Origin of the sequence: Dorea formicigenerans (assembly GCF_025150245.1) — a bacterium.
GTDB lineage: Bacteria > Bacillota > Clostridia > Lachnospirales > Lachnospiraceae > Dorea > Dorea formicigenerans.
In genome coordinates, this window is the sequence record NZ_CP102279.1 from 1,334,230 (window position 1) to 1,351,015 (window position 16,786).

Genomic DNA, 16,786 nt, shown 5'->3' on the forward strand with positions numbered 1-16,786 from the left:
GCTGTATAACGATTATGCCAGATTTAATTTACGGTTCAGACGATAATAAGTAATAATATAAAGAATCACACTCCATATAATCATCAAAGCCAGAGAGATTCCCAAAAGACTGAGCATATACTGAGATGGTGTAGACATATAAAGTGTTGTACTTGTTCCAATCGTTACAGCCTGGGTGTTTAGCAGTCCAAGTGGGATAAAAATCAAAAAACAGCTAATGCTTTCTACAAATGTAACGATAAAGTACATGGCAACAGCGCCAAAGACGCGATGACCGGTAAATATCTGTCCCAGAGAGATGCAGGCGTAATATAATATAACATTTGCAACTGTTCCGGCTATCATGAAAAAGATGTAAAAGGCAATTGATCCAAAGACTCCAAGATGGGATCCCAAACCGAAAATTTCCATTAGGAGAGCTTTATTGCCGGAGAGAGAATCTTTTACATATGGCACCCAGGCAGCAATGTATATAGCGGCAAAGAGTCCAATTATGTCGATTATGCACCAGATTGTTCCTGCAATGACTTTTGCAATCAGGAGAGTTCCCTTTTTGACCGGCAGGGTGTGGGTCAGATATCCTTCGTCAGAGTATGTACTCTTATAAAAATGCACAGCAATGATAATTGAGGTTGCAAAAGCAACACAGGTAAGCAGGATAATACCAAAAGAAACAGTCAATCCAAGAATTAAGAAGTAAGTATTACCCAAGTTATGAACATTGTTGGCTGTAAGTCTGCCTGTGATCAGTATACGGATAAAAAATGCGTATATAAGCAGAAATGCATGAATGATGATTAAAAAACGATTCATGGCTTTCATATCGTATTTGATGATTTTTCCTAACATTTGAATACCTCCCGGAATAATGCGTCAACAGATTTCTTTTGTTCTGACCGGATATCATCGACGGTTGCATTTAATACAAGTTCACCGTTCTGGATAAAGAGTACGCGGTCTAAAATATTTTCAATATCGGAAATCAGATGTGTTGAGATCAAAATCGTTGCATGTTCATTGTAATTACTTAAAATCGTGTGTAAGATGTAATCTCTGGCAGCAGGGTCAACACCTCCGATCGGTTCATCAAGTATATATAGTTTGGCGTCACGGCTCATAACAAGAATCAGTGCTACTTTTTCCTGATTTCCTTTGGAAAGAGTTTTCAAACGTGCTGTCTGATCTATGTTCAGGTCCTTCAGCATCGAAGTGGCTCGGATTTTGGAAAAATCTTCATAAAAGTCAGCAAAGTAAGAAACCAGATCTTGGATTTTCATGGAACCGTCCAGATAACTGTGGTCTGGGAGATAGGACACGATATTCTTGCTGTGGACACCAGGAAGTTCTCCGTCGATAAGAACAGTCCCTTCTGTCGGTGTTAAGAGGTCGTTGATCAGTTTGATCAGTGTAGTTTTCCCGCTACCGTTTGGACCAAGCAGTCCGATGATCTGACCATGGTTCAGTGTCAGGTTCAGATTGTGGAGAGCGTAGGCACTTTTATTGTACTTTTTGGAAAGCCCTTTACATTCTAAAATGGGTTTCATATTATTTTTCCTCCTTCATTGTATCTTGAACCAGTTCCAGGATTTCCGGTCTGGTAAATCCAAGATGTTCCATTGATTTTAAAAATTCACGGATATGCTCGGTGGCAGTCTCTGTTTTTAATTGTTTTATCATTGTTTCGTCCTCCGTAATAAATCGTCCGCTTGTACGGCGGGAGTGTACCAGACCAATTCTCTCCAGTTCGGAAAGTGCTTTTTGCATTGTGTTAGGATTTACGGATGCTTCCATAGCAAGTTCGCGAACAGAAGGAAGTTTGTCCCCGGGTTTATAGCTGCCGGAGATAATATCATGCTGAATTCGTTCCATGAGCTGAAGATAAATGGGACGGTCACTATCTAAATTCCATGGCATATTATGTACTCCTTTCACTTTGTATTATTGTACTATCTGAGCAATACAATAATACAGATACACGCAAGTGTCAAGTACAATTTCAAAAAAATGATTCATTTAAATATTAGTGGGCATTTTACAAGAATCTGTCAGTAGAGTTTGCTGGAAATGAGTAACAAAAAAGCAGCAAACCTTTAAAGATTTACTGCTCAGATATCTATTTGTTTAAATTTAAAGTAGTACTGACTGATTGTAATAGTAACTTAATGTTCATTTTCTGCAATAATATTATCCGGAAAATTCTTATCGAACTGGCTGGCTCTTAACATTGCAATCTCATATTTGTATGGTGCGTAAGATTTCTTCTCTTTTGTTGGAGAAGGAATATATGGAGTTTCAAGGATTTTCGGAATTTGTTCAAAATCCGGGTGGTGTACGATATAGGAGAGGGCATCAAATCCAATCTCTCCGGTGCCGAGATTGGCATGCCTGTCTTTCTTTGCACCACACACATTTTTACTGTCGTTAATATGAAAGACCGCAATCTGATCTTTACCGATCAAATGATCAAACTCGTCGATCACACCGTCGAAATTACCACGGATATCATAACCACTGTCGTGAGTGTGGCAGGTATCAAAACAGACACGCAGTTTGTCGCTGTAGACTACGCCGTCATAGATTGCTGCAAGTTCTTCAAAAGACCGGCCAAGTTCCGATCCTTTTCCCGCCATGGTTTCCAGTGCAATATGAAGAGGTGTGTCTTTTGTCAAGACTTCATTGAGCCCCTTTATGACCTGTTGAAGTCCGGTTTCAACTCCGGCACCGACGTGGGCACCAGGATGCAGAATCAGAGTCTGGCTTTTGCAGGCGGCCGCGCGGTCAATTTCTTTTGCCAGAAATTCCACGGCCAGTTCATATGTCTCAGGTTTTACGGTATTACCAAGATTGATAATATAAGGAGCGTGAACGACGATATCTGAAATATTTTTTTCGTTCATATAGTTCCAGGCGGCATCAATATTGAGTTCAGAAATATCTTTTCTTTTGGTGTTTTGTGGTGCTCCGGTATAGAACATAAATGTATTTGCTCCATAGGATTCAGCTTCTTTTGCAGAACCAAGGAGCATGCTTTTTCCGCTCATGCTGACATGAGATCCAAGTTTTAAATTCATAGATGTAACCTAACCTTTAATTTAATATAAAATGTGTCTGTCAGACAAGTTATCGCTGCTTAAATTTATCCTTGCCCTGTTTACAGATTGGACAAACAAATGTGTCTGGAAGTTCTTCAAATGGAATATCACCATCATAGACATATCCGCAGATACTACACACCCATTTGCCATTTCCGGAGGAATTACTGGAGGTGATTGAAGAATCAGAAGAAGCAGAATCTACCGTATCCAGATCTTCCGGCTGGTAAGTCGGTGCATTTTTCGGACTCTTGCCTTTGATGATATTGTGATAGTATGCATAGGTCATAGGTGTTTCCTGATTCAACATATCACAGTCAATGATTTCCCCAAGAAAGACTGTGTGGGTATTTGTTTCCATTTTATCGATGACCTTACAGACAAGATAACCGCATGCATCATCGACAACGGCAATATTATGCTTTGTAATAAAAGGAACATTCATAAATTTGTCCACATCTCTGGAAGACTGAAATCCAAGCTGGCTGATGATATTGGGGTCAGTCTTTTCAGAAAGTATGGAAACTGCGAACATTCCACTTTTTTCAATGCATTCATGCGTATAATTATCATGATTCATACTGACAGCTAAAGTTGCAGGAGAAGAAGTAATCTGCATAATACTGTTGGCAATGCAGCCGGACATACGATTCTCCCCAAGTGCCGAAACGGCATATACACCATAAGATAAATTTCGAAGTACTTTTTTGTTCATAGGTAACCTCCCATCTATTAAATTGCATAATAACAGTAATTATTACTATTATAATAGCATGGATTTGCTGGAATAGCAACCAGACTTTCTAAAAAAGCGTTGAAAATCTTGTGTGTGAAAAGAATTAAGGTTGTTGGCTTTATTTTCTTGTGCTAAAATACAATGTGACATATTTTGTAAATGAAAAATTACGATAAATAAGAGGTAGAGAGCATGAAGAGAATATCAGATTTTATAGCGGAAGAACTGGCAGCAGCTTTCGAAGCAGCAGGATATGACAGGAATTATGCAAAAGTAACATTGTCGAACCGCCCGGATCTTTGCGAGTATCAGTGTAATGGTGCTATGGCAGGAGCAAAAGCTTATCATAAAGCACCGATCATGATTGCGCAGGATGTTGTGGCAAAATTAGAAGGAAGTGGTTGCTTCTGCGATGTTCAGGCAGTAAATCCGGGATTTATCAATCTGAAATTAGACGAAAGATTTGTAGCAGATTATCTGGATGAGATGGAGACGGATGAAGACCTCGGACTGAATAAGACTGACAATCCTAAGATGATCGTGATCGACTACGGCGGACCGAACGTGGCAAAACCGCTTCATGTAGGACATCTTCGTTCTGCAATTATTGGTGAGAGCGTAAAACGAATTTCAAGAAAAATGGGACATAATGTTCTTGGAGATATCCATTTGGGAGACTGGGGATATCAGATGGGACTGATTATTACGGAATTAAAGGAAAGAAAACCAGAACTTCCATATTTTGATGAGAATTTTAAAGGAGAATATCCGGCAGAGGCTCCATTTACCATATCTGAGTTGGAGGAGATCTATCCGACAGCAAGTGGAAAAGCAAAAGAGGATGAGGAGTACAGAGAGCGTGCGCTGCATGCCACATATTTACTCCAAAACGGACATAAAGGTTATACAGCAATCTGGAACCACATTATGCATGTATCTGTAAATGATTTGAAGAAGAACTATGCGAATCTGAATGTGGACTTTGATCTGTGGAAAGGTGAGTCTGATGCACAGGCTTACATTCCGGATATGATTGAGCGGCTGAAAAAAGAAGGATTTGCACATGTCGATGACGGAGCTCTTGTGATTGATGTACAGGAAGAGTCAGACACAAAGGAAATTCCACCATGCATGATCCAAAAGTCAGACGGAGCATCTCTCTACGGAACGACAGACCTTGCAACGCTGGTTCAACGAGTGGAAGATTACCATCCGGACAAAGTCATTTATGTTGTAGATAAGCGTCAGGAGTTACATTTTGTACAGGTATTCCGTGCAGCAAAGAAGACAGGAATCGTTCCTTCTGAGACAGAACTGAAATTCTTAGGTTTCGGTACCATGAATGGAAAAGACGGCAAACCATTTAAGACAAGAGAAGGTGGTGTTATGCGTCTGGAGAATCTGATCGCTGAGATTCAGGAGGAAATGTACAAGAAGATCACAGACAACCGTACTGTAGAGGAAGAGGAAGCGAAGAACACTGCGAAAACGGTAGGTATGGCTGCAATCAAGTACGGGGATCTGTCCAATCAGGCTTCCAAAGATTATGTCTTCGATGTAGACAGATTTACTTCCTTTGAGGGAAACACAGGACCGTATATTCTGTACACCATCGTGCGTATCAAATCTATCCTGAACAAATACCAGGAAGAAGGAAAAGCTGTCACAGGACTTAAGGTAAATCAGCAGTCCGGCGAGAGCGAGAAAGCATTGATGCTTGCGCTGGTAAAATATAACGAGATGATGGAAAATGCTTACGAAGAACTTGCACCACATAAAATCTGTGCGTATATTTATGATCTTGCAAATGCATTCAATCATTTTTATCATGAAACCAAAATTCTGGCAGAGGAAAATGAAGCAAAGAAACAGGGATACATTGCACTGCTTATACTGACAAAGAAAGTATTGGAGTCCTGCATTGATGTTCTTGGATTCGAAGCACCAGAGAGAATGTAATGATAACAAGGTCGAATAGTGTGGTCGGATTGTGGGAGTGCATAGCACGGAGCAATCTGAAGGTATCATGAAGAGTAGTATATATTACAGGAAGGATTTATAGGTAACATGACAGACAAGTTGTACTACGAAAGTAGTCATAGAAAAGATTTTGAGGCACAGGTAATTTCATGTGAGCCGGAAGGAGAAGGATACAAAGTAGTTTTGGATAAGACAGTATTTTTCCCGGAAGGCGGCGGACAGTATGCAGATACAGGAATTCTTGGAGGGGTTCATGTGCTGGACGCGCAGGAGAAGGATGGAATTATCTATCATTACACAGATGGAGCACTGACACCGGGCGAGATCGTGAAAGGCGAAATTGACTGGGAAAAGAGATTCGAAAGTATGCAGCAACATAGCGGCGAGCATATCATTTCAGGAATTGTACATGGAAGATTCGGATACAACAATGTAGGATTCCATCTTGGAGCTGATTACTGTACGATGGATTTTGACGGACCGATTACAAAGGAGCAGTTGAAAGAAATCGAAGAAGAGGCGAATCGCATCGTTTACAAGAATTTGAATATAGAGATTCTTTACCCGACAAAGGAAGAGTTGAAAGATCTGACTTACAGAAGTAAGATTGAAATTGAAGGACAGGTTCGTATTGTGAATATTCCGGGCGTGGATATCTGTGCATGCTGTGCACCACACGTAGATAGAACTGGGGAGATTGGAAATATCAAACTGGTGGATATGGTGTCATACAAAGGCGGCGAACGCATCACTATGTTAAGTGGAAGCCGTGCACTTACAGATCATCAGCAGAAAGAGGAGAGCGTGAAGAAGATTTCCGCACTGCTCTGTGCAAAGGATACAGAAGTTGCCGAAGCTGTAGAAAAATTAAAAGAAGAGCAGCTTGACTTGAAAAATCAGGTATCTGCTCTCAAACAAAAATTACTGGCTTATCAGGCAAAGGAGATTGACGTTACTCCGGAACTGGTAAAGGTATTTGACAGTGAACTTAGTGGAAATGAACCGAGAGAACTAATGAACATTCTATTAGAGAGAGGTGCAAAGATTTGTGCAATTTTTGCAGGAAATGATGAAGAAGGATATCGTTATGTTATCGGAAGCCATTCTGAAGATGTAAGAGTGATCAGCAAAAAATTAAATGAGGCTTTCCAGGGCCGTGGCGGTGGAAAACCTCAGATGGTGCAGGGATCCTTAAAAGGAACTGCTAAAAATATTTCAGAAATTCTGTAGCTGCCTTGGTGATGGGAACGCGGTCATTGTAAGCAATGACCAGTTCTCTCACCGGCAGTTTTTCTTTTGTCTCAACAATAAATAATTTTTCCAGATCTTTTCCGGTAATACAGTAATCGGGTATACATGCAATGCCGAGCCCGATTTTTGCAAGGTCAATGAGAAGATCATTACTGCTCAGCTCAATTTCCGGCACGAGATCTAACTGGTGCTGTAAAAAGAGATTATGCAGGAATTCGCTGGTTGTACTTTTTTTATCCAGCATCAGAATCGGATGTTCTAAAAGTTCTTTATAGCTTAAGCATCTTCCAACAAGTTTATCAAAAGAATGATTTGCAACAAACACGTCCTGGAAAGAGCGGATATGTTTTGTTTCACAGTTTCCAAGATATGGATTTGGAGAATTGACAACAATCAGGTCAACCTGTCCATTTTCTAATAGTTCTACACAGTGGATAGAAGTTGCATTCGTTACTTTGATGTGAGCTCCCGGAAATTCCTTATGGAAACGCTCCAGGTAAGGAACAAGAAAATAACGGCAGATAGTGTCACTGGCACCGATGCGAAGTTGTCCTACACCTTCAGAAGCTTCTAAAAGCTGGATTTCCCCACGGTGAATCAGATTCATAGCTGGTTCCACATGACGAAGAAGCAATTCGCCTTCCGGTGTCAGGCGTACCTTTTTGGTACTCCTGATAAAAAGCTTTTGATTTAATTTTTTTTCCAACGCTTTGATAGACTGGCTTACGGCTGACTGAGAGATAAATAATTTATTCGCAGCTTCCGAAAAACTTAGTGTAGTTGCTACGTGGTAAAACACTTTATATAATTCGTAATTAATATCCATAATAAGACTCCCTAATAAATACTAATTTGATTATAAGGTAAATTAATGCAAAATGCAATGGCAGAATTTGTTTTGAAGTGATTTTTCTATACAGATATGAGATATCTTGGTATAATACTAGAGATAAAAACCTGGACCGCAAAAAATGCGCAGGTAGTTTAGGAAAGAAAAGGAAGATAACATGAAGATCTGGTACAGAGTTACCATTACATTTACGATGCTCCTGGTAATCTTTGCATTGCTGATCACTGGATTTCAGCTTGCAGTTTATGGAGACAGCCATTACGGATTTTATAAAAAGGAATATGAAAAGTACCGGGTCACGGACAATCTGAATATGAAGATTGACAATGTGATGGCAGTGACAGAACATATGATGGCTTATCTGATTGGAAAGGAAGAAAAGCTGTCAATTGTCACAGATGTGGACGGTGAGCATCAGGATTTCTTCAATGAACAGGACAGGCTTCACCTGGCAGATGTGAGGAATTTGTTTCTGGGAGGTTTGAAGCTTCGGAATTATGCGGTGATTCTTGCAACTATTTTAATGATTGTTCTTAGGGCAAAAAAAGCAGATTTCCGAAGACTGGTTCCGCTAGGATATTTGCAGGCGCTGTTTGTTTATCTTATTTTGGCGGTAATTCTGGGAGTTGCCATGAGCATTGATTTTACAAGCTGTTTTACGCTGTTTCATAAATTGTTTTTTACAAATAATCTCTGGATCTTTGACCCGGAGACAGATTATATGATCCGCATGCTGCCGGAAGGATTTTTCTCAGACATGGTAATCCGGGTCGGAGTGATATTTATCGTATTACTTGCCGTGCCGGGAGTTGCAGCGGTCGTGTACAACTGGAAATGGAAAAAAGAAAGAAATTAGTAAAACTTATAAAAGGATTTAAATATATTAATTTTAATAATAATGGTGGGTATGTTACAATGAAATAAATAATGAAGATTTAAAGTAACAGAACTATTACCAAATAAAAATATAAACACAATGGAGGAAGACGAATGAGTAATGTAAGAAGAGTGTATGTTGAGAAAAAGGGCAGCTATGATGTCCAGCAGAAGGCACTTGCACATGAGATTCGCAATTATCTTGGAATCAAAGACGTAGAGTATGTGCGTATCTTGAATCGTTATGATGTGGAGAACGTATCAGATGAGACATTTGAAAGAGCATGCAATGGTATCTTTGCTGAACCACCGGTAGATGTCCTTTGGAAAGAGGAGGCTCCTGTTGGTTCCGGAGACAGTCTGTTTTCCGTAGAATTTCTTCCGGGTCAGTTCGATCAGAGAGCAGATTCTGCTGTTCAGTGTATCCAGTTCGTAAAAGAGGACGAGCAGCCGGTCATCCGTACTGCAACGACTTATATTATTCATGGTAAGAATGGAGCTATTACAGAAGAAGAACTTCAGAAGATTAAGGAACACTGCATCAACCCGGTAGACTCAAGAGAAGCAGCAGAGGAGAAGCCGGAGACACTAGTGACAAAATTTGACGAGCCTGCTGATGTTATTGTATTTGACGGGTTTAAGGATATGGAAGAGGAAGAGCTTAAGAAATTATATGATTCTCTTGGACTTGCAATGACATTCCGTGACTTCCAGCATATCCAGAATCATTTCAAAGGGGAAGAGCACCGCGATCCTTCCATGACAGAGATCCGCGTACTGGATACTTACTGGTCAGACCATTGCCGTCATACAACATTTTCAACAGAACTTACAGAAGTTTCCTTTGGAGACGGAGATTATCGAAAACCGATGGAAGATACTTACAAGCAGTACCTTCGCGATCACAGCGAGATTTTTAAAGGGCGTGAGGACAAATTTGTATGTCTGATGGATCTTGCATTGATGGCTATGAGAAAGCTGAAAAAAGAAGGCAAGCTTCAGGATCAGGAAGAGTCAGATGAGATCAATGCCTGCAGTATCGTTGTACCGATCAAGGTAGATGGCGTGGAAGAAGAGTGGCTTGTGAACTTTAAAAATGAAACACACAACCACCCGACAGAGATTGAGCCTTTTGGTGGAGCTGCTACATGTCTTGGCGGAGCAATCCGAGATCCATTATCAGGACGTACTTATGTATACCAGGCAATGCGTGTGACCGGAGCAGCAGATCCGACTGTGTCTATCAAAGATACAATGAAAGGAAAGCTTCCTCAGAAGAAACTGGTTCGGGAGGCAGCTCATGGATATAGTTCTTATGGTAACCAGATCGGACTTGCAACTGGTGCAGTTAAGGAGATCTATCACCCGAATTATGTGGCAAAACGTATGGAAATCGGAGCAGTTCTCGGAGCAGCACCAAGACGTGCAGTAATCCGTGAGACTTCAGATCCTGGTGATATCATTATCCTGCTCGGTGGACGTACCGGACGTGACGGCTGCGGTGGAGCAACCGGATCTTCTAAAGTACATACAGAGGAGTCTATCGAGACTTGTGGAGCAGAGGTACAGAAAGGTAATCCGCCGACAGAGCGTAAGATCCAGAGACTGTTCCGCAGAGAGGAAGTCAGCAAATTAATTAAGAAATGTAACGACTTTGGCGCCGGAGGAGTTTCTGTTGCAATCGGAGAACTTGCTGACGGACTTCAGGTAGATCTGGACAAAGTACCGAAGAAATACGCAGGACTTGATGGAACAGAAATTGCAATTTCTGAGTCTCAGGAGCGTATGGCTGTTGTTGTAGACCCGAAGGATGTAGATGAATTTATGGGATATGCAGCAGAAGAGAACTTAGAGGCAACAAAGGTAGCTGTCGTAACAGAGGAGCCAAGACTTGTATTATCCTGGAGAGGTAAGAAGATCGTAGACTTATCCAGAGCATTTTTAGATACTAACGGTGCTCATCAGGAGACAAAAGTAGCTGTAGATATTCCAAGCCGCAAAGACAGTATCCTCGTAAGAGAAGAAGTGACAGATGTCAAAGAAAAGTGGATGGAGACATTAAAAGATCTGAATGTGTGCTCACAGAAAGGTCTTGTGGAAATGTTTGACGGTTCCATTGGAGCATCTTCTGTATTTATGCCGCATGGCGGACAGTATCAGATGACAGAGACACAGGCTATGGTTGCAAAGCTTCCTGTACTGACAGGAGACTGCGATACGGTTACAATGATGAGTTTCGGATTCGACCCGTATCTGTCAACATGGAGTCCGTACCACGGAGCTATTTACGCAGTGACAGAGTCTGTAGCAAAAATTGTGGCAGCAGGAGGAGATTACAGTAAGATCCGTTTCACATTCCAGGAGTACTTCCGCCGTATGACAGAGGATCCACATAGATGGAGCCAGCCATTCGCAGCACTTCTTGGTGCTTACAGTGCACAGCTTGGATTTGGTCTTCCTTCTATCGGTGGAAAAGACAGTATGTCCGGAACATTTGAGCATATTGATGTACCACCGACACTGGTTTCTTTTGCAGTGGATGTGGCAACAGAAAAAGATATTATTACACCGGAGCTTAAGAAAGCAGGAGATAAGCTTGTATGGCTTCAGATCCCGACAGACGAGTATGATGTTCCGGCTTATGAAAAAGTTATGGACCAGTATGGTAAATTTACTGCTGATATCCATGACGGCAAGATTGTGGCAGCTTATGCACTTGACAGACACGGAATCGTTCCGGCTGTCAGCAAGATGGCATTTGGTAATCGCATGGGTGTAACATTAGATGCGAGCGTAGAGGCAAAAGACTTGTTCGCACCTGCATTTGGAGATCTGATTGCTGAAGTTCCGGCTGACAAGCTGGATGGACTGACGATTGATTACACAGTCATCGGTGAAGTGACAGAAGAGCAGAATTTTGAATACAAAGATACAAAGATTGCCCTTGCAGATGCTCAAAAAGCATGGGAGAGTACACTGGAGAGCGTATTTGCTACAAATTCCAAAGCAGAGGGACAGGACGAGAAGATTGACACAGGTCTTTTTGATACAAAAGAAGTACATATCTGCGAACACAAGATCGCTCAGCCGACTGTATTTATTCCGGTATTCCCTGGAACAAACTGTGAGTATGACAGTAAGAGAGCTTTTGAGAGAGCAGGAGCAAAAACAATCGTAAAAGTATTCCGCAATATGAGTGCTTCTGATATTGTAGATTCTGTCGATGTATTTGAAAAAGCAATCGCGCAGTCTCAGATGATCATGTTCCCAGGTGGATTCAGCGCTGGTGATGAACCGGATGGTTCTGCAAAATTCTTTGCAACTGCATTCCAGAATGCGAAGATGAAAGAGGCGGTTGAGAAACTTCTTGGGGAGCGTGACGGACTGGTACTTGGTATCTGTAATGGATTCCAGGCTCTTGTAAAACTGGGACTTGTTCCAAATGGAACAATTACAGGACAGACAGAGGATTCTCCGACACTGACTTACAATACAATTGGACGCCACATTTCTAAGATGGTGTACACGAAAGTAGTCAGCAACAAGTCTCCATGGCTTTCCGGAGCAAAGCTTGGCGGAGTTTACACAAACCCGGCATCTCACGGAGAGGGACGTTTTGTTGCAAGTAAAGAGTGGCTTGACAAGCTGATCGCAAATGGACAGGTTGCAACTCAGTACTGCGACCCACAGGGAAATGTATCTATGGATGAGACATGGAACATTAATGGTTCCTATCTTGCAATCGAAGGTATCACCAGCCCGGATGGAAGAGTATTTGGTAAAATGGCCCATTCAGAAAGACGTGGACGTTCCGTTGCAATGAACATTTACGGAGAACAGGATCTGAAGATCTTTGAGTCTGGAGTGAAATATTTTAAATAAAAATAATCAGGCGCTTGCAAATTTTGCAGGCGCTTGTTCTGTATTTCGGCAAAAATACAAAATTATGCAGGAAATGAAAATTAAAATTGCACAAAATATAAAAATAACATTTTTTTGCAAAAAAAATCTTGTGTTATAAAGTAAAATACTTTACAATATTAAAGGACAAAAGCGTCGAAGGAGAAGAACGGTTTTGCCGTCCTTCTTTTTTGAATGATGAATGCAAATAAATCAAGAAATATGGCGCTTTAAATTTCATAATAACATTTTTTCAGGAGGTACAAAGGTATGTCATATGTTGATGAAGTACTGGAAAAAGTAGTGGCAAAGAACCCTGCTGAGCCAGAATTCCACCAGGCAGTAAAAGAAGTATTGGAATCATTGAGAGTGGTAATCGAAGCAAACGAGGAGAAATTCAGAAAAGACGCTTTGCTTGAGAGACTGGTTGAGCCTGAGAGACAGATCAAATTCCGTGTTCCATGGGTAGACGATAATGGACAGGTTCAGGTAAATACAGGTTACCGTGTACAGTTCAACAGTTCAATCGGACCATACAAAGGAGGCTTACGCCTTCATCCTTCCGTAAACCTTGGAATCATCAAATTCCTTGGATTTGAGCAGGTATTCAAGAACTCACTGACAGGTCTTCCAATCGGAGGAGGAAAAGGTGGTTCTGATTTCGACCCTAAGGGAAAATCCGACAGAGAAGTTATGGCATTCTGCCAGAGCTTTATGACAGAACTTTGCAAATATATCGGTGCTGACACTGACGTTCCGGCCGGAGATATCGGAACAGGCGCAAGAGAGATTGGATATATGTTTGGTCAGTACAAGAGAATCCGCGGAGTATACGAAGGTGTACTTACAGGTAAAGGATTAAGTTACGGTGGATCTTTAGCAAGAACAGAAGCCACAGGTTATGGACTTCTGTATCTGACAGAGGAACTTCTGAAACTCAACGGAAAAGATATCAAGGGTATGACAGTTGCAGTATCCGGTTCCGGTAATGTTGCAATCTACGCAACAGAGAAGGCTCAGGAGCTTGGAGCTAAGGTTGTTACAGTCAGCGATTCTACAGGCTGGGTATATGATCCAGAAGGAATTGATGTTGCAGCTCTGAAAGAAATTAAAGAAGTAAAACGCGCAAGACTGACAGAGTACAAGAACTATCGTCCGAACTCAGAGTATCATGAGGGACGTGGCGTATGGTCTGTAAAGGTAGATCTGGCTCTTCCATGTGCAACACAGAACGAGCTTCACTTAGAGGATGCAAAACAGTTAGTAGCAAACGGTTGTGTAGCTGTATGCGAGGGTGCTAACATGCCTACTACATACGAGGCAACTGAGTATCTGCAGGAGAACGGTGTAATCTTTGCACCTGGAAAAGCAGCGAATGCCGGTGGTGTTGCTACATCTGCTCTTGAGATGTCACAGAACAGTGAGAGACTTAGCTGGACATTCGAGGAGGTTGATGCAAAACTGAAGAACATCATGGTAAATATCTGCCACAACATGGTAGATGCTGCAAAACGTTACGATATGGAAGGTAACTACGTAGCAGGAGCTAACATTGCAGGATTTGAGAAAGTTGTAGATGCTATGACAGCTCAGGGAATTGTATAAAAAGTACTAAAATATTTGGAAAGTCCCGGATTTACGGGGCTTTCTTTTTTTGCATAACAGGAATCTTATTTCCTGTTATGCAAAAAATCTCCGGCAGAATCAGTATTTTATGTTCAAAAGATTTTCCACTTATTAAAAAAATAATTGAATTTTATACATAAAAGAGTATAATATAAACAACTAATGTTATCACGATAACATTAAAAAGCGTGCGGAAAATTTTATACAGAAAGGATGAAAAAAATGGGCTCAAAAATGGAAGTGTCTGAGGCGGAAATCCAGAAAGTCTACCACAGGGATTGCATTCTTCTGGCAGGGTTTGCAATATTTATGTGGTGTATTTTAAGTACGATATTACGACAGGCTTTACAGGTAGCGGGAGATTCTACTACAAGAACAATTATGATTTGTATTGCGTTGGTGACTGGAAGTGCATTGTCCCTCGGACTTTTTGCAGTTTACAGACACTTAAAAAGAAACAAAGATGTGATTTATAAAGAGGATCTTGAAAATTTGAAATTGCAGAAGAAAGATGCGTAGTAGGAGTGACAGAAGATGGAAAATAAAAAAGAGACGAAAAATGAAAAAATAATGCAAGTGATAGATGTGTTTTTCGTAATGATCCTATGCTTTGTGGTTTTGCTTGTGACGATGCTTTTTCAAAATCTTGCAGGTGTCAAGGAGGCAGGAAAAGCATATGTGATCAAGGTATCTACACTGGTGCCGGTTGTAGTTGCGCTGGCAGCATATGTAACATTTCTTGTGAAAAGAAGCAAAAAAGATTTAAAGGAAATTATTGAACTGGAATATAGCGAAAAGGAGCAGGAACAGGTATGAGCATATGGACAATTATAAATATTGCAGCATGGGTATTATGTGCAGTATTTCTTTATTTGATCTTGAGTGATCTGATAAAAGTGGAAAAAAGGAACAGAGAAGAGAAAAAGCTTGAAAAGAAAGACTAAGAGGCATACTTATGGAGAAAGAAAAGACAAATGAAAAGAGTCAGGGACTTTCGAAAGTTCTTGGACCAATGCATATCTGGGCTCTTGGAGTAGGAATTGTACTTGTTGGAGAGTTCATGGGATGGAATTTTACGGTCGCAAAAGGAGGATCGATTGGTTCTGTTATTGCACTTTGGACGGTAGCCATGCTTTATGTCATGATCGTGATGATGAATACGGAGATGGGTTCTGTCATGCCGGAGGCAGGCGGACAGTATACAATGGCGAAATATATGCTTGGACCTTTAGCTGCATTTAACGTAGGGCTGATGCTTGTGCTGGAATATGCAATGCTGGAAGCGGCCGATGTTCTGGTCGTCGGACAGATACTTGAATCATTGAACCCGAATGTGAAAGCGCTGCCATTTATCATATTAAGTCTGCTTGTGCTGACATATATGAATTACCGAGGTGTCTATGCAACCTTGACCCTGAATTTTGTGATTACGGCAGTTGCATTTGTGACGATATTTATTTTATTATTTTCAACAAGCTTTTATGATCCACAGATGACTTTGATTAATTTGAAAAAAATGACAGATGGACTTCCATATGGTTATCTTGGAATTATTGCAGCCATGCAGTTTGCAGTCTGGTTTTTCCTGGGAATCGAAGGAGGAGCACTGGCGGCAGAAGAATGCAGGTCTACCAGCAGAGCTTTGCCACTGGGAACTATGATAGGTTTGTCTGTGCTGCTGATTGGTGCTACTACAACATGGTTTGTGTGCTCAGGTCTTGTCCCGGCAGAAAAGCTTGGTGAGTCTGCATATCCGTTGTACGACGCGGCACTGGCAACTGGAAAATTATATGTTATCATTGCATTGTTTGTTGGCACGATCATGGCGTGTCTGGCTTCAGCAAATGGCTGCATTAACGATGCAAGCAGAGCTTGGTTCGCAATGTCAAGAGATGGGCTGATTCCGCCGATATTTGCAAAGACACATCCGAAATATAAGACACCGTACCGGGCAACTGTATTTTTACTGCCGATATCTATGGCATTTGCATTTACAGGAATGTTGGATCAGGTTGTTACATTTTCTATATTTTCAGCGTTGATGGTATATGTGCTGACAGTGATCATGATGTTCCGGTTCCGGAAAATGTATCCCCTTGGAACGATTGAGCGTGGATATGTTGCACCAATCCATCCGGTACCTGCATTGATCGCAGCAGTGTTGATCGGTATGACGCTGCTGGGTATGTATCTGGGTTATTGGATTAATATACTAGGCGGAGTTGCATTTTATTTCCTGGCATCTGTCTGGTTCTTGAAAAGGAGACTGAAGTTTATAGATAAATCACAGTTCTTAAAAGCCGGTACTCAGAAGTGGCCGAAACCGAAGGAATTATAATCGGAAGATTGTACTTTAATATTTTTATTTTACGAAATTCATACAATTTTCATAATATAAAACTAGAATAATCAGACAAAAACTGTTACCATATAAAAGAAAATTGAATTCGATATTGAAAGAATGGAGGAATGATT

15 protein-coding genes are annotated in these 16,786 nt (G+C 41.0%); 9 read left to right on the top strand and 6 right to left on the bottom strand.

The features are described 5' to 3' along the window. Positions 1-12 precede the first annotated feature (12 nt). The 5 genes from NQ560_RS06560 to NQ560_RS06580 all read right to left on the bottom strand — a co-directional run bounded on the left by NQ560_RS06560 (position 13) and on the right by NQ560_RS06580 (position 3,807). Positions 13-849 carry a hypothetical protein gene (locus NQ560_RS06560; RefSeq protein ID WP_005331492.1) on the bottom strand — a complete coding sequence of 279 codons (837 nt, stop codon included), beginning with the start codon at positions 847-849 and terminating at the stop codon, positions 13-15. Next, the gene (locus NQ560_RS06565; protein ID WP_005331491.1) at positions 843-1,544 is read right to left on the bottom strand and encodes an ABC transporter ATP-binding protein; all 702 of its coding nucleotides are present in this window, start codon (positions 1,542-1,544) and stop codon (positions 843-845) included. The genes NQ560_RS06560 and NQ560_RS06565 overlap by 7 nt, the downstream gene beginning before the upstream one ends. A 1-nt stretch (position 1,545) precedes the next feature. Further along, positions 1,546-1,914: a GntR family transcriptional regulator gene (locus NQ560_RS06570; protein ID WP_005331490.1), complete on the bottom strand. Its 369-nt coding sequence runs from the start codon at positions 1,912-1,914 to the stop codon at positions 1,546-1,548. Between the two features lie 245 nt (positions 1,915-2,159). Beyond that, positions 2,160-3,071 carry a deoxyribonuclease IV gene (locus NQ560_RS06575; RefSeq protein WP_005331489.1) on the bottom strand — a complete coding sequence of 304 codons (912 nt, stop codon included), beginning with the start codon at positions 3,069-3,071 and terminating at the stop codon, positions 2,160-2,162. 49 nt (positions 3,072-3,120) lie between these two features. Next, positions 3,121-3,807, bottom strand: a complete 687-nt coding sequence (locus tag NQ560_RS06580) for a flavin reductase (RefSeq protein WP_005331488.1) — start codon at positions 3,805-3,807, stop codon at positions 3,121-3,123. 213 nt (positions 3,808-4,020) lie between these two features. On the opposite strand from NQ560_RS06580, the gene argS reads away from it, so the two are divergent. Beyond that, on the top strand, positions 4,021-5,787 hold the full coding sequence (gene argS / locus NQ560_RS06585) for an arginine--tRNA ligase (RefSeq protein WP_005331487.1): 1,767 nt from the start codon (positions 4,021-4,023) through the stop codon (positions 5,785-5,787). Between the two features lie 108 nt (positions 5,788-5,895). Then, positions 5,896-7,038 carry an alanyl-tRNA editing protein gene (locus tag NQ560_RS06590; protein ID WP_005331484.1) on the top strand — a complete coding sequence of 381 codons (1,143 nt, stop codon included), beginning with the start codon at positions 5,896-5,898 and terminating at the stop codon, positions 7,036-7,038. On the opposite strand, the gene NQ560_RS06595 is transcribed toward NQ560_RS06590, so the two are convergent. Next, the gene (locus NQ560_RS06595) at positions 7,013-7,885 is read right to left on the bottom strand and encodes a LysR family transcriptional regulator (RefSeq protein ID WP_005331483.1); all 873 of its coding nucleotides are present in this window, start codon (positions 7,883-7,885) and stop codon (positions 7,013-7,015) included. The genes NQ560_RS06590 and NQ560_RS06595 overlap by 26 nt on opposite strands. Before the next feature lie 181 nt (positions 7,886-8,066). Here NQ560_RS06595 and NQ560_RS06600 point away from each other — a divergent pair, with 181 nt between their 5' ends. The 7 genes from NQ560_RS06600 to NQ560_RS06630 all read left to right on the top strand — a co-directional run bounded on the left by NQ560_RS06600 (position 8,067) and on the right by NQ560_RS06630 (position 16,649). After that, on the top strand, positions 8,067-8,765 hold the full coding sequence (locus tag NQ560_RS06600; RefSeq protein ID WP_005331482.1) for a TIGR01906 family membrane protein: 699 nt from the start codon (positions 8,067-8,069) through the stop codon (positions 8,763-8,765). 134 nt (positions 8,766-8,899) lie between these two features. Next, positions 8,900-12,667 carry a phosphoribosylformylglycinamidine synthase gene (locus NQ560_RS06605; RefSeq protein WP_005331481.1) on the top strand — a complete coding sequence of 1,256 codons (3,768 nt, stop codon included), beginning with the start codon at positions 8,900-8,902 and terminating at the stop codon, positions 12,665-12,667. A 288-nt stretch (positions 12,668-12,955) separates the two neighbouring features. Beyond that, a complete protein-coding gene (gdhA, locus tag NQ560_RS06610) occupies positions 12,956-14,290 on the top strand; it encodes an NADP-specific glutamate dehydrogenase (RefSeq protein ID WP_005331479.1) in 1,335 nt (444 codons plus the stop codon). A 243-nt stretch (positions 14,291-14,533) separates the two neighbouring features. After that, the gene (locus NQ560_RS06615; RefSeq protein WP_005339212.1) at positions 14,534-14,830 is read left to right on the top strand and encodes a hypothetical protein; all 297 of its coding nucleotides are present in this window, start codon (positions 14,534-14,536) and stop codon (positions 14,828-14,830) included. Positions 14,831-14,845: 15 nt separating this feature from the next. Continuing rightward, positions 14,846-15,127, top strand: a complete 282-nt coding sequence (locus tag NQ560_RS06620; RefSeq protein WP_005331476.1) for a hypothetical protein — start codon at positions 14,846-14,848, stop codon at positions 15,125-15,127. Next, positions 15,124-15,255: a hypothetical protein gene (locus tag NQ560_RS06625; protein ID WP_005331475.1), complete on the top strand. Its 132-nt coding sequence runs from the start codon at positions 15,124-15,126 to the stop codon at positions 15,253-15,255. The genes NQ560_RS06620 and NQ560_RS06625 overlap by 4 nt, the downstream gene beginning before the upstream one ends. 11 nt (positions 15,256-15,266) lie before the next feature. After that, positions 15,267-16,649 (top strand): APC family permease, encoded by a 1,383-nt coding sequence (locus NQ560_RS06630; RefSeq protein ID WP_005331474.1) that lies wholly within the window; start codon positions 15,267-15,269, stop codon positions 16,647-16,649. The last annotated feature ends 137 nt before the right edge of the window (positions 16,650-16,786 follow it).

Coding starts and splice junctions, on each gene's coding strand:
- NQ560_RS06620 (WP_005331476.1), top strand. CDS start 14,846: ATGGAAAATAAAAAAGAGACGAAAAATGAAAAAATAATGCAAGTGATA.
- argS (WP_005331487.1), top strand. CDS start 4,021: ATGAAGAGAATATCAGATTTTATAGCGGAAGAACTGGCAGCAGCTTTC.
- NQ560_RS06630 (WP_005331474.1), top strand. CDS start 15,267: ATGGAGAAAGAAAAGACAAATGAAAAGAGTCAGGGACTTTCGAAAGTT.
- NQ560_RS06615 (WP_005339212.1), top strand. CDS start 14,534: ATGGGCTCAAAAATGGAAGTGTCTGAGGCGGAAATCCAGAAAGTCTAC.
- NQ560_RS06580 (WP_005331488.1), bottom strand. CDS start 3,807: ATGAACAAAAAAGTACTTCGAAATTTATCTTATGGTGTATATGCCGTT.
- NQ560_RS06565 (WP_005331491.1), bottom strand. CDS start 1,544: ATGAAACCCATTTTAGAATGTAAAGGGCTTTCCAAAAAGTACAATAAA.
- NQ560_RS06570 (WP_005331490.1), bottom strand. CDS start 1,914: ATGCCATGGAATTTAGATAGTGACCGTCCCATTTATCTTCAGCTCATG.
- NQ560_RS06575 (WP_005331489.1), bottom strand. CDS start 3,071: ATGAATTTAAAACTTGGATCTCATGTCAGCATGAGCGGAAAAAGCATG.
- NQ560_RS06595 (WP_005331483.1), bottom strand. CDS start 7,885: ATGGATATTAATTACGAATTATATAAAGTGTTTTACCACGTAGCAACT.
- NQ560_RS06560 (WP_005331492.1), bottom strand. CDS start 849: ATGTTAGGAAAAATCATCAAATACGATATGAAAGCCATGAATCGTTTT.
- NQ560_RS06605 (WP_005331481.1), top strand. CDS start 8,900: ATGAGTAATGTAAGAAGAGTGTATGTTGAGAAAAAGGGCAGCTATGAT.
- gdhA (WP_005331479.1), top strand. CDS start 12,956: ATGTCATATGTTGATGAAGTACTGGAAAAAGTAGTGGCAAAGAACCCT.
- NQ560_RS06625 (WP_005331475.1), top strand. CDS start 15,124: ATGAGCATATGGACAATTATAAATATTGCAGCATGGGTATTATGTGCA.
- NQ560_RS06590 (WP_005331484.1), top strand. CDS start 5,896: ATGACAGACAAGTTGTACTACGAAAGTAGTCATAGAAAAGATTTTGAG.
- NQ560_RS06600 (WP_005331482.1), top strand. CDS start 8,067: ATGAAGATCTGGTACAGAGTTACCATTACATTTACGATGCTCCTGGTA.